This is a genomic window from Streptomyces sp. NBC_00637 (genome assembly GCF_045161545.1).
Lineage (GTDB): Bacteria > Actinomycetota > Actinomycetes > Streptomycetales > Streptomycetaceae > Streptomyces.
The window spans coordinates 6,144,940-6,157,845 of record NZ_CP109046.1 but is presented as its reverse complement, the minus strand read 5'-3'; the positions used below and the strand labels follow the sequence as shown (position 1 = coordinate 6,157,845).

The 12,906-nt window shown below is 73.1% G+C and carries 11 protein-coding genes; 10 read left to right on the top strand and 1 reads right to left on the bottom strand.

Annotated elements, in window-relative coordinates; all coding sequences use genetic code 11:
• Nucleotides 1-34: 34 nt before the first annotated feature.
• The 6 genes from OG440_RS26940 (at nucleotide 35) to OG440_RS26915 (ending at nucleotide 7,592) form a co-directional block, all read left to right on the top strand.
• Nucleotides 35-1,867, top strand: coding sequence for a hypothetical protein (locus OG440_RS26940; RefSeq protein ID WP_406009363.1), 1,833 nt, complete (start codon nucleotides 35-37; stop codon nucleotides 1,865-1,867).
• 319 nt (nucleotides 1,868-2,186) lie between these two features.
• Nucleotides 2,187-2,780 (top strand): winged helix-turn-helix domain-containing protein, encoded by a 594-nt coding sequence (locus OG440_RS26935; protein WP_406009362.1) that lies wholly within the window; start codon nucleotides 2,187-2,189, stop codon nucleotides 2,778-2,780.
• 66 nt (nucleotides 2,781-2,846) lie between these two features.
• Nucleotides 2,847-3,884, top strand: a complete 1,038-nt coding sequence (locus tag OG440_RS26930; protein ID WP_406009361.1) for an NAD-dependent epimerase/dehydratase family protein — start codon at nucleotides 2,847-2,849, stop codon at nucleotides 3,882-3,884.
• Between the two features lie 53 nt (nucleotides 3,885-3,937).
• The gene (locus OG440_RS26925; protein WP_406009360.1) at nucleotides 3,938-5,215 is read left to right on the top strand and encodes a sensor histidine kinase; all 1,278 of its coding nucleotides are present in this window, start codon (nucleotides 3,938-3,940) and stop codon (nucleotides 5,213-5,215) included.
• The gene (locus tag OG440_RS26920) at nucleotides 5,200-5,856 is read left to right on the top strand and encodes a LuxR C-terminal-related transcriptional regulator (protein ID WP_406009359.1); all 657 of its coding nucleotides are present in this window, start codon (nucleotides 5,200-5,202) and stop codon (nucleotides 5,854-5,856) included. Before OG440_RS26925 ends, OG440_RS26920 begins: the two co-directional genes overlap by 16 nt.
• Before the next feature lie 176 nt (nucleotides 5,857-6,032).
• Nucleotides 6,033-7,592, top strand: a complete 1,560-nt coding sequence (locus tag OG440_RS26915) for a DUF1996 domain-containing protein (protein WP_406009358.1) — start codon at nucleotides 6,033-6,035, stop codon at nucleotides 7,590-7,592.
• Nucleotides 7,593-7,742: 150 nt separating this feature from the next.
• On the opposite strand, the gene OG440_RS26910 is transcribed toward OG440_RS26915, so the two are convergent.
• Nucleotides 7,743-8,186: a hypothetical protein gene (locus OG440_RS26910; RefSeq protein ID WP_406009357.1), complete on the bottom strand. Its 444-nt coding sequence runs from the start codon at nucleotides 8,184-8,186 to the stop codon at nucleotides 7,743-7,745.
• Nucleotides 8,187-8,286: 100 nt separating this feature from the next.
• Here OG440_RS26910 and OG440_RS26905 point away from each other — a divergent pair, with 100 nt between their 5' ends.
• From OG440_RS26905 to OG440_RS26890, 4 genes are all read left to right on the top strand, one after another.
• Nucleotides 8,287-8,790, top strand: coding sequence for a tetratricopeptide repeat protein (locus OG440_RS26905; RefSeq protein WP_406009356.1), 504 nt, complete (start codon nucleotides 8,287-8,289; stop codon nucleotides 8,788-8,790).
• Nucleotides 8,791-8,834: 44 nt separating this feature from the next.
• A complete protein-coding gene (locus OG440_RS26900; protein WP_406009355.1) occupies nucleotides 8,835-10,778 on the top strand; it encodes a hypothetical protein in 1,944 nt (647 codons plus the stop codon).
• A gap of 91 nt (nucleotides 10,779-10,869) precedes the next feature.
• Nucleotides 10,870-11,772, top strand: coding sequence for a metal-dependent hydrolase (locus OG440_RS26895; protein WP_406009354.1), 903 nt, complete (start codon nucleotides 10,870-10,872; stop codon nucleotides 11,770-11,772).
• Nucleotides 11,769-12,800: a PDR/VanB family oxidoreductase gene (locus OG440_RS26890; protein WP_406009353.1), complete on the top strand. Its 1,032-nt coding sequence runs from the start codon at nucleotides 11,769-11,771 to the stop codon at nucleotides 12,798-12,800. The genes OG440_RS26895 and OG440_RS26890 overlap by 4 nt, the downstream gene beginning before the upstream one ends.
• The last annotated feature ends 106 nt before the right edge of the window (nucleotides 12,801-12,906 follow it).

Genomic DNA, 12,906 nt, shown 5'->3' with positions numbered 1-12,906 from the left:
GGCGGGCGCCCCCTTCTGCGTATCCTGCGCTCCCATGGGGACGGAGAGAGACCGGGCGGCCCTCGAACGCGCCTACGGCCCGACGAGCGACGTGCCCGCCCTGCTGAGGGCGTTGGAGTCCGCGGACGAGTCCGCTCGCGACCCGGCGATGGACCGGCTGTTCTCCTCGCTGTGTTTCCGGGACGACGTCCCCACGGCACCCGCCGTACCGCAGCTGATCCGGCTCGCCCTGCACGGGCCCGGTCCCCGGGCCGAACTCCTCAGGCTGCTGGCGAACCTCGCGAACTGGGCCGGGCACCGGCACGAGCGGCGGCGCATCCGGCGGGCCCTGGCCGAGGCGATGCCGTCCCTGATCCCCTTCGCACACGACGCCGACCCGGGCGTACGCGAGGCGACGGTGACACTGATCGCCGCGTGCGGCCGGGCGTGCGGCCCGGCGCCGACGCGCCTGCTGCGGGACCGGCTCGCCGAGGAGAGCGACCCGCTGGTGCGATCCCGGGTCGTGACGGCCCTCGGGCTGCTGGACCCGGGCGACGGCGCCTGGCGGCACGACCTGCTGACCGACCCCGAGCCCCGGGTCGTGCTCGCCGCCGCCGAGGACCTGCTGCGCACCACCGAACCGCCCCTGCCGCACCCGCTGGTGGACGTCGGCGCGCGGGCGTACACCGCCGCGCCGGAGCAGCCCGAGGAACCGGAGATCTCGCTGTGGCCCGGGCACTACCGGCCGCTCACCGCACGGCTGCTGGAGGACCCCGGGGCCGCGCTGCGGGCTCTCGCCCAGGGGATGCCGCTCGCTTTCGAGATCACCGAGCACTGGCGGGACCGTGAGGCGCAGGTGCTCCCGTGGGCGCTGCGCGAGACGGAGGGCGAGGCCTGGCAGCTGTACCGGCTGGCGCAGCTGACCTGCGCGCTCCCGCCGGAGCTGCACGCGCGCGTGCGGGAGCGGGTGTCGCCGTACCTCGCCGACGACAGCCCCGCGGTGCGGGCCGGGGCGGTCACCGCGCTGGCCCGGGCGCGCGTGCCGGCGGAGGTGGCGGTCGAGGAGGTGCTGCGGCTGCTCGGGGAGGCGCCCGGTGCGTACGACACCGTCCGCGCCGTCAAGGCGGTGACCGACGAGTTCGGGGCGGCGGCGGAGCCCGTGGCGCGGGCGGTGGCGCGGCGGTTGGGGCACGGACACTCGGAGCTGGCCAACGTGCTCACGCGGTACCCCGCGGCGGCGTCGGACGCCGTCGGGGAGATCGCCGGACTGCTGACCCGCCACGGCACGGGCCACCCGTCCGTCGCGGTCGCGGTGCTGGCCGGGCTGGGGCGCGCCGCGGGCGAGGTGGGCGAGCGGGCGCTGCGGCTCTGTGTGCGGGAGGGCGTGCACTCCTCGGTCTCGGCGGAGGCCGCGGTGGCGCTCTGGCCGGTCGCCGCCGACCCCGAGCCCGCGCTGTCCGTCCTCCGCCGGGAGCTGAGCGCCTCGGCCTCCTCCTGGGCCACGAGCCTCGCGGGCCGGCTCGGTGCCGCCGCCGCGCCGCTGTTGCCGCTCGTCGAGCCGCTTCTGGCACCCCGTATCCCGTCCGGCAGCCGGGCCACGGCCGCACTGGCCGTCTGGCGCATCACCGGCAGGACCGAGGACACGACGGACCCGCTGGCAAGGCAGGCGCTGGAGTGGCAACGATTCTCCCCGGTTCAGCCCCACCCGGTGGTGACACTCACGGAGATGGGTCTCCTCCCCCGCTTCGCCGTGGAGCCGCTGCGGCGCGGGGCGCAGTCGCCGCGGCGGACCGTGAAGGACCTCATGTACGGCGACGCCGCGCATCCGGACGACGTGCTCCGGGCCGCCGTCCGCACGCTCCTGGCGACGGCGCGCGTGGTCGGCTGACGGCGGCTTCGCGCCAGGGATCGTCCAAGCTGTGAGAGGAGGCTCCTGTAACGGGCGGGTGTCTGCTTCAATGGAGCCATGGCCAGCCACCGGAAGTGCATCGCGACGGGTCGTCACGACCTCGAGCCCTTCTGGCCTTCCCGCCAGCACCACGACTTCGACCGGGTGTGTTGCCGCGCGATGAACGCGCCGGCCCTCTAAAGCCGTACCTCCCGGCCTTCGGCCAGCGCGCACGACGTACGTCCTCGACGAGCCCGCCCACGCATGGTGGGCCGTCGTCCTCCCCGACGAACTCCTCGCGCGAAAGAGCTGACCTCTCATGGCGAACACCCGTTCCCTCTCCGCCGCTCCCCGCGTCACCACCGCCCTCCCGAACGGCACGGCCCGCCACCGACTGCGGGCCGTCGACCGGGACGAGGTGGTCGACGTCGCCGACTTCCTGCCGCCGGGCGCGACCTGGCTGCCCGCTCCCGCGCACACCCTGCCCAGCCTGCCGGGCCGGCCGCCGATGGTCGGCTACCTGGTACTCGTCCCGGCCGACCAGCAGTCGCCGTTCCTGCCGGTGGCGGTGCCGGACCGGCCGGCCGCCGAGGAGGCCCCGGCCGCCGAGGGCGCCGGGCGTCCGCTCGTACGGATCGACACCGTGCAGCGCACGGCCGCCGTGGACGGACGCGAACTCGACCTCACCTACCTGGAGTTCGAGCTGCTCGCGCACCTGGTCGCGTACCCGAACCGGGTGCACACCCGTGACCAGCTCGTCACCACGGTGTGGGGCTACGGGCACGTGGGCGACGGCCGCACGGTCGACGTGCACATCGCCCGGCTGCGCCGCAAGCTGGGCGCACCGTACCGCCAGTCGATCCAGACGGTGCGCCGGGTCGGCTACAAGTACACCCCGCCGACCGCTCGCTGACCCGATTCGTCTGCCGACGGCAGAGCACGGTTCCCCGTCGCGTCCGGGCCGGGCACAGTCACCGGTATGAGACTTCTGGTGCTGGGTGGTACGGAGTTCGCGGGACGGCCCGTCGTCGAGGCGGCGCTCGGGCGCGGCTGGGACGTGACGGTCTTCAACCGGGGGCGGCACGGCGTAGTCCCCGGTACCCGGCCGCTGACCGGTGACCGCACCGCGCCCGGCGGCCTCGACGCCCTGGCCGAGGGCGAGTGGGACGCCGTCGTCGACACCTGGTCGGCGGCGCCCCGCGCGGTGCACGAGGCGGCGCGGCTGCTGCGGGGCCGCGTTCGCCGCTATGTGTACGTGTCGAGCCGCTCGGTGTACGCGTGGGCCCCGCCGCCCGGGTACGCGGAGGACGCGCCCGTCGTCGAGGGTGCCGAGCCCGACGCCGGACAGAGCGACTACGCCCGGGACAAGCGCGGCGGTGAGCTGGCGGTCGTCGACGCGTTCGGCGCGGAGGCTTCCGTCCTGGTGCGGGCCGGGCTGATCCTCGGCCCGTACGAGAACGTCGGGCGGCTGCCCTGGTGGCTGACCCGGATCGCCCGGGGCGGCCCGGTCCTCGCGCCCGGCCCGCGCGAGCTGCCCCTGCAGTACGTGGACGTCCGCGATCTCGCCGAGTGGATCCTCGGCGCGGTCGAGCGGGAGCTGAGCGGGCCGTACAACCTGACCAGCCCGCAGGGGCACACGACGATGGGCGGGCTGCTGGAGGCGTGTGTGCGGGCCACCGGCTCGGACGCCGCACTGCGGTGGACGGCGCCGGAGATCATCCTCGACGCGGGTATCGAGCCGTGGACCGAGCTGCCCGTGTGGGTGCCTCCGGGCACCGACCTGCACGACGCCCTGCACGCGGCCGACGTCTCACGGGCGATGGCGACGGGGCTGTCCTGCCGTCCCGTCGAGGCGACGGTCGCCGACACCTGGGACTGGCTGAGGTCGATCGGCGGTACGGCGCCCCGGCGTCCGGACCGCTCCCAGAAGGGCCTGGACCCGGAGGTGGAGGCGAAGGTGCTCGCGGCGGGCACCGGTGGACCGGAGGCCGCAGGTGTACCTGGCACCACCCCCTGACCGGGGGCGTCGGGCCAGTGACCGCCCGCCCGCGGCTCGGCCAGACTGACGCCATGAACACCAACACGAAGAGCGACGAAGGCGGTTCGAGGGCACGGGGGATGGTGCTCGCCGCCGGGCGGGGGCTCGCGCTGGCCGTCGGATCGCTGCCGTCGGCCATCCTGGGCTTCGTCCTCTCCCTCGTGTCCATGGCCCTGATACCCATCGGGGTCGGGGCCTTCACGACGCCCTATGTGGTGAAGGGGGTGCGCGCCTACGCGGACCGGCGGCGGGCGCTCGCCGAGCGGTGGGGCGGGGTGCGCATCCCGTCGGCGTACCGGCCGGTCCCCGAGACCGCCAACCCGTGGAAGCTCAGCTACGCGCTGCTGCGCGATCCGGCGACCTGGCGGGACCTGCGCTGGCTCGTGGTGGACATGACGGCCGGGTTCGTCACCGCTCTGCTGCCGGCCGTCCTGGTCCTCTATCCGCTGGAGGGGATCGCGCTGCCCGCCGGGCTGTGGCGGGTCGAGGGCTACCCGGACGACCCCTACTGGTACGGCTTCGTGCCGGTCAGCGGCCAGGCGACCGCGTTCGCCGCCGGCGCCCTGGGGGCCGTCCTCCTCGTGGTCGCCCACCGGTACACCGTCAGCGCGCTCCAGGTCCACTTCCGTCTCACCGAGGCCATGCTCGTCCCGAGTCAGGCGGCTCTGGCCGAGCGGGTGCGGGTGCTGACGGAGACCCGGCGGGACGCCGTGGACACCTCGGCCGCCGAACTGCGGCGCATCGAGCGGGATCTGCACGACGGCGCGCAGGCCCGGCTGGTGGCGATGGGCATGGACCTCGGCACCGTCGAGATGCTCGTCGACAAGGATCCGGAGAAGGCCAAGGCGCTTCTGGCGCAGACCCGCCGGTCGTCCGCCGAGGCGCTCTCCGAACTGCGCGACCTGGTGCGCGGCATCCACCCGCCGGTGCTGGCCGAGCGCGGACTCGGCGACGCCGTACGGGCGTTGGCACTGCGGCTGCCGGTTCCCACCGAGGTGAACGTCGAGCTCGACGGCGGCCGGCCGGACGCGCCGGTGGAGTCGGCGGCCTACTTCGCGGTGAGCGAGCTGCTCACCAACGCGATCAAGCACTCCGGCGCCGACCGGATCTGGGTCGACCTCCATCACGGGGCGGGCCGGCTGCGGATCTCCGTCACGGACAACGGCGTCGGCGGCGCGGCGATCGGGGCCGGCTCGGGCCTGTCCGGAGTCGAGCGGCGACTGGGTACATTCGACGGCGTCCTGGCCGTCAGCTCTCCCGCGGGCGGTCCCACCATGGTGACCATGGAGATCCCTTGCGTGTTGTCCTAGCCGAGGACCTCTTCCTGCTGCGGGACGGTCTCGTCCGGCTGCTGGAGGCCTACGACTTCGAGATCGCCGCCGCCGTCGAGAGCGGGCCCGAACTGGAGCGGGCGCTCGCCGAACTGGAGCCGGACGTCGCCGTGGTCGACGTCCGGCTCCCGCCCACGCACACGGACGAAGGCCTCCAGTGCGCGCTCCGGGCCCGCCGCAGGAGACCCGGACTGCCGGTGCTCGTCCTGTCCCAGCACGTCGAGCAGCTGTACGCGCGCGAGCTGCTCGCCGACGGCACCGGCGGGATCGGCTATCTGCTGAAGGACCGGGTGTTCGACGCGGAGCAGTTCGTGGACGCCGTACGGCGGGTCGCGGCCGGTGGTACGGCGATGGACCCGCAGGTGATCCAGCAGCTGCTGGCCCGGCGCTCGGGTGACGGACAGGGGCCGGTGGACCGGCTCACCCCGCGCGAGCGGGAGGTGATGGAGCTGATGGCGCAGGGCCGGTCGAACGCGGCGATCGCGGGCGCTCTGGTGGTCACCGAGCGGGCCGTCGCCAAACACACCGCCAACATCTTCGTGAAGCTGGGTTTGGAGGTCTCGGACGACGACAACCGCAGGGTGCTGGCGGTGCTGGCCTATCTGGACCGTGACCGCTGACCCGCCAACTGCTGTGTCGTGTGAGGGCGTTGGGGTTGTTTTGTCGTACGGGGCTCTCATCAATTTCCGAGTGGGCTGAACACCGCAGGGGCGCCATGCGTAAAGGAGGAAGCAGCTTCAGCTTCACTCCTGTCGGGCGCCTCGATGCTGCCCCGCAAGGAAGTCAGAGGAGTTCCATGGGACGCAACATACGTAAACGCCGTTCGTCGATGGCCACGAAGGCCGTGGCAGCATCGGCGGCCCTAGCGCTCGGCGGGGGCGGGCTGATCTGGGCGAACTTCTACGCTTCGGCGCACGAGTCGAACTCGGGCCAGAACTCGACCAAGGCCGCCACGGCGGCCGCTCAGGTCGCCACCATCTCCTGCCCGGACGTGGGGCAGAAGCTGACGAACGTACCCAACGGGGCGAAACAGGGCGTCGCGACCGAGCTGGCCAACCTCGACAAGCAGATCACCGAGGCCTACACCCGGCTCGCTTCGACCCGTCAGGCCCAGGCCGGCGACGCCGGCTTCGTGCAGAACGCGATCACCGGCCCCCTCAAGGAGAAGCGCGCGGCCACGATCGACCGGATCCGCATCAACATCCAGCGCTCCGGTGGCCAGTTCAACAGCTCGCTGAGCCAGTTGGCGGCCTGCACCACGCAGGCGGCGAACACCAACGCGGGCCAGGCGGGCAACGGCCAGCAGAACAACAACAACGGCCAGAACAACACCGGCAACCAGAACAACGGTGGCCAGAACAACAACAACGGCGGCCAGCAGAACGGCGGCAACGCCGGCCAGGCGCAGAACGGCCAGGGCGGCAACGGACCGGTCGCCGCGGACTTCGTGGACATCACGAAGGTCCAGGCCAACGCGCAGCTGGGCGTCGGCGCGAACGGTGCCAAGGCCAACGGCAACAGCGGTTCCCGGGGCACCTTCACCTCGAGCTGCGGCACCAACGGGAACGACAACCACAACACGGACAACGTGATCGTCGCCCCCGGTGTCACCAACGGCGCGCACCACCTGCACGACTACGTCGGCAACCAGAACAACGACGCCTTCGCGAGCGACCAGGAGCTGGCGGGAGCCGGCACCAGCTGCCAGAACCAGGGCGACAAGTCCTCGTACTTCTGGCCGGTACTGCGAGTCCAGGACGGCTCGCAGGACTTCGACCAGAACAACGACGGCGGTGGCAAGGAAGGCAACGTCGGCAAGATCCTCCAGCCCGCCCAGGCGCAGATCAAGTTCGTCGGCAACAAGAAGGGCAAGGTCGTCGCGATGCCGACGGCCCTGCGCATCATCACCGGTGACGCGAAGGCCTTCGTCAACGGCAACGCCAACGCGAACGTGAACTGGAGCTGCACCGGCTTCGAGAACAAGGTGCAGCTGGAGACCCAGTACCCGATCTGCCCGCAGGGCAGCCAGGTGGTGCGCACGACCAACTTCCAGAGCTGCTGGGACGGTCAGAACATCGACAGCGCCAACCACCGCACGCACGTGGCCTTCGTCCAGGCGGACGGCACCTGCGCGAACGGCTTCAAGGCGATCCCCCAGCTCCAGGTCCGCCTGGTCTACAACGTCGCCGCCCCGAAGCTCCAGAACGGCACCGTCGTGAACCCGTACGCGGTGGACACGTTCCCGGAGAACCTGCACAAGCCGATCACCGACCACAACGACTTCATCAACTTCTTCTCCACGAACCTGATGAACAAGATGGTCAACTGCATCAACACCGGCAAGAAGTGCAAGTGACCCGCTGAGCGGGCCACCCGGTAGAGCCGGACGGCAGCCCCGGACGGCAGAGCCGAACGAGAAGGCCGGCGGTGAGGATTCCTCACCGCCGGCCTTCTCGTGTCCGCCGCGTGCGCGGACGCGCCGGGAGCGCGAGACGCGCGGAGCCGGTCAGTGACCGGAGTGCGAAGCACCGGCGGAGGGATCGCCCGACACGTGCGCGGAGTGGTCCGTGCCCTCCTCGATGTCGCCACCGAGCGTCTTGCGCAGCGCCGTCACCGTGCCGGTCTCCTCGCCCACGGCCACCCACTTGCGGCCGACCAGGTAGTGACCGCCGTAGTCCTTGGCCCCGTTGATCCACTCGCGCTGACCGCGGTCGGTGGCGAAGGTCAGCAGGATGAACTTGCCGTCGTCGTTCTTGCAGAGCGCCTGGCGCAGTTCGTCGGCGTCGGTCTGCATGTCGGGCGTGCACTTCACCTCCGCCGCCAAGTGCTCCAGGCTGCCGGTCGCCGTCACCGGGACGGCGGTCTCCGCGGTCCCGTCGGCACCACAGCCCGTCAGCACCAGCGCCGCCGCGGCGGCGGCCACCGCGAGCATCGGTCGCGTCATCTTCATCCGTTCCTCCCTGCAAGAGCCTCGCTCTGGATACGGCTCTCACGCACGGTGCGCTCAAAATACCCCCGCCCGGTGGGGACACCCGTGCGAAAGTGTGCCGGTGAACCAAGACTGGGAAGACCGCGTGACCGCCGCCTGGTCCGGCTTCGACGACTATCCGCAGGCGCGGGCGGCGGAGTTCCGGGCCGTGATCGACAAGCTCGTCGCCGAGCTGCCCGAAGGCAGTCCGCTGGGCCCGTTCGAGCGGGCCTGTGCCTGGGACTCGACCGGCCACTCGGACCAGGCCGCCCCGCTGTACCGGGAGGCGCTCGCGCGCGGGCTGAGCGAGGAGAGCGGCTACAAGGGCAGGCGGGCGAAGATCCAACTCGCCAGTTCCCTCCGCAACATCGGGCAGGCTCAGCAGGGCGTCGACCTGCTGACCCCCGAACTGGACGGCCCGTCGGACGAGTTGGACGACGCCGTACGCGCCTGTCTGGCCCTGTGTCTGTCGAGCCTCGGCCGCGACCGCGAGGGCCTGTCCCTCGTGCTCGGCGCCCTGGCCCCTCATCTGCCGCGCTACCAGCGGTCGATGGCCAACTACGCGAGGGCGCTCCGGGAGGACTGACCCGCCCGGGGTGACCATCCACCGTCTCGCTCGTTCTGCTGGACGTGCAGTCACAGGATGTCGCCCCGCGCCCCGCACCCGGATCCTCCGCCGACCGGACCGTCGACGTCGAGCAGGCCGAGGCCGCGCTCGTCGAGCACTACCCGCGGCTCGTCCGGCTCGCCTATCTGGTGCTGCCCCCCGGTCTCGGCCGCAGCCGGCGCGTCCTGACCGCCCATGCGCTCGCCCAGCGCGCGCTGCCCCGGGGCAGCGCCTCGACCCCCGTCATCCCGGCCCAGAACGGGGGCGCGGGGGACGGTCGTGACGGCGACCCCGGGTACGCCTACATCCGCCTCCAGGTGGTCCGTACGGCGCTGGAGGCGGGGCTGCCGCTGCGACTGCTGGCCCGCCCCAAGCGTGCGCAGCTCCCGCCGCTGCTCCCCCAGGTGTGGGGTCTGCGGCTCTTCCCCCGCTCCGGCGGCGCCGACGAGCTCGCCCTGGACCAGCGCCTGGCCGCCCTGTCGGGCCCGGCCCGGGCCGCCTACGTGCTGCGCGGCCTGGAGCGACTCCCCGACGGCGATGTCCGCGAGGTGCTGACCGGGTCCGGCCTGACGGACGCCAAGGCGACCGCGGCCCTGCGTGAGGCCGCCAAGGTCCCCGCCGCGCACTACGCCCTGCTCGACTCCCCCGAGTTCGACGCCTGCTCGCTCCAGGCCCGGCCCACGGATCTGATGCGTCGCCGCCGGTACACCAGGGCCGCGCTGGCCGCCGCGGCCGCGCTCGCCGTGTGCGGCGCTCTGGTCGCGCTGCCCGGCGGCGGCTGGGGACGCGACGGCGCGGCGGCCCCGCCGTACGCGCAGAACCCCGCCGCCGAGGCGGCCCTCGACCCCGGGCGGCTGGTGAAGGTGTCCCCCGCCGCCTGGAAGACCTCCGCGCGCACCGACTTCTCCGTCTGGCCGGCGCGCGGCCCCCTCACCCGGGACACTGCGCTGCTGCGCCGCGCCCTCGCCGTCTGGGCCCGCCCCGGGAAGGCCGTGCACGTCTCCGCCACCCCGGACACCCCGTCCGGCGGCCCGGCCGGACCGCCCCGGCTCCTGTACGCGGGCGAGGTCGACAGCGCGCGCGTGGTGATCCTCTACGACGGTCTGCGCATCGCCCGCTACGCCGAGCCGAAGGACGGGACCGCCGGGGCGGCCCTCGACTTCGCGCGGGTGGACGGCGCGACCGGCCCCGAGGCGGGCGCGCTGGTGCTGGGCCGGGCGGACGGCAACGTGCGCTATCTGACGGCGCCCTGGGTGACGAAGGCCGGCGAGCGGGACCTGTCGAAGCCGGGCGCCGGGGTGATGGACCTGACGCTGACCGACGGCATCACCTCGCCGCTGGCCAGCCCGGCCACCCACACCGGCACGTGTGCGACGTGGAACGTGCTCCAGCTGACGGACGCCTCCGGCACCCATCTGCTCAGCGACCTCGGGGAGCTCGTCCCCGCCCGCCTCACGGCGGGGCGTCCGGCGGCGCCCAAGGAGGCGAGCGGCGCGACGGCGCTGCGGACCTGGGCGCCGTTCGCCTGCTCGCTGGCCGACGCCCGCGGTCAGGGCGTGCGTACGGTCAACGCCTGGGGTTACACCCGGCAGCAGCTGCCCGACGCCAACGGCGCCGCGACCTGGGTGTGCACCCGGGCCGAGACCTGGCGGGGCGACGGCAGCAGGGTGCTGGCCCAGTTCCACACTCCGGGCGGGCTGTTCGGGGCGGCCGTGGCGAAGGCCGGGGACGTACCGGCGTGCGGGCCGCGCGATCCGCATGTGCTGGCCGGGGTGCTGTGGAAGTCGAAGGGCGGCGACTGGTACCTGCTGGCCGCCGGCGACAAGGCGACGGCATCCATTCGGGCGACGGGCGGGGTGACCGGCTCCGGGCAGGGCAACCTGCTGGCGGTGCCGACGAAGCAGGGGGCGCAGGCCGGCCTGGAGGGCAGGCTGAACGACGGTCGGTCGATCAGCGGGCTGCGCTGACCCGGCGGCGGGTCCGTCGGGTGGGAGGGTGGTGCGGGCGAGTTGTCGCACGGGGGTTCACCTCCGCCCTACTCGTCAGTACATTGACACCATGTCCAACAAGCCCGACAGGCGGCCGGACGAGCGTGTCACGCTCAAGGCACGCAAGGTGTCCTTCTCCTGGGAGGGCACCCCGCTGCACTGGGTGCCTGGCGACCCGTTCGCCACCCACACCATCAACGTCCTGCACCTGCTGCTGCCGGCCGGTGAGCGCTGGTTCGTACACGTCTACCGGCAGGTGCTGCCGTACATCCGGGACGAGCGGCTGCGCGAGGACGTCATCGGGTTCATCGGGCAGGAGGCGATGCACTCCCAGGCCCACGACGAGGTGCTGCCGCATCTGCGGGAGCAGGGGCTCGACCCGACCCCGTACACCGCGCAGGTCGACTGGTTCTTCGAGAAGCTCCTCGGTGACCGGACCCTGCCGCCGGGCCGGGCCCGGCGCTGGTGGCTGATGGAGCGGGTGGCGCTGATCGCGGCCATCGAGCACTACACCGCGTTCCTCGGCGACTGGGTGCTGAACGCCGAGGAGCTCGACCGGCGGGGCGCCGACCCGACCATGCTGGACCTGCTGCGCTGGCACGGCGCCGAGGAGGTCGAGCACCGGTCCGTCGCCTTCGACCTCTTCACACACGTCGACGGCGGCTACCGGCGGCGGGTGCGGACCTGGGCGACGGCGTTCGCGGCGATGGTGTTCCTGTGGCAGCGCGGGGCCCGTTTCTTCATGGAGAACGACCCGACCCTGGTCGACGGCCGTGCCTCCTTCAAGGACTTCTACGTCCGGGGCAGACGGGGCACGCTGCCCGCGACCGGTGATCTGCTGAGGTCGGTCCCGCGCTATCTGAGCCGCGCGTACCATCCCTCGCGGGAGTGCTCCACCGAGCAGGCGGTCGCCTATCTCGCCTCCTCCCCCGCCGCGCTGGCCGCGCTCGCCGCACAGGAGAGGGCGTCGTGACGCCGAAGCCGCTGACCGCCGCGGTCGTCGCGGGCGCCGCGCTGCTCGTCCGGCGGGCGCTGCGCCGCCGGATCCGGGTCTCGCCGTTGTGGCCGATGCCCGCACTGGCGGAACCGGTCTCCGGCCGGCCCCGGACCCGGGCACTGCGGCTGCTGGTCACCGTACGGCGGGAGATCGCCGAGGGCGTCGTCCAACTACGTCTCGAAGGAGGCGGGTTGCCGCGCTGGGAGGCGGGGGCGCACCTCGATCTGGTGCTGCCGTCGGGCCTGGTACGGCAGTACTCGCTGTGCGGGGACCCGCGGGACACCTCCTCGTACACCGTCGCCGCGCGGCTCGTCGGGGACGGGCGGGGCGGCTCACGCGAGGTGCACGAGCAGCTGCGGGAGGGGACGGAGGTCGAGGTGCGGGGACCCCGTAACCGTTTCCCGCTCGTCGAGGCGCCCTCGTACGTCTTCGTCGCCGGGGGCATCGGCATCACACCGGTCCTGCCCATGCTGCGGGCGCTCGCCGAAGGCGCCGAGTGGCGGCTGCTCTACGCCGGCCGGACGCGGGCTTCGATGCCGTTCCTGGACGAGATCGAGAAGCTCGGCGGGGAGGGCCGGGTGACGGTGGTGGAGGGACGGCCCGATCTCGACGCGCTGCTCACGGACCTGCCCGAGGGGACGGCCGTCTACTGCTGCGGCCCGCAGGGGCTCATGGCGGCGGTCCAGCAGCGGGTGCCGCACGTCCGCCTCGAGCGGTTCACGGCCGGTGCCGTCCGGGACGGCGACCCCTTCGAGGTCGAACTCGGGCGCACCGGGCGGGTGGTGGCGGTCGCGGCCGGCTCGACCGTGCTGGCCGCCGTCCGCGCCGAACTGCCGGACACCCTCTACTCGTGCGAGCAGGGCTTCTGCGGGACCTGCCGACAGCGGGTGCTGGCGGGCGAGGTGGATCACCGGGACGAGTTGCTCACCGACGCGGAGCGCGCCGACTCGATGCTCATCTGTGTCTCGCGGGCGCGCGGCGGACGACTGGTGCTGGACATGTGATCCGGCCGGCGACCCGGCACACAGCCCGGCCCGGCACCCGACTCGGGGCGTGACGCGAGGGCCGGGGCGAAAAATGACCGACAGGTGACCGGACAAGCAGCCGGTT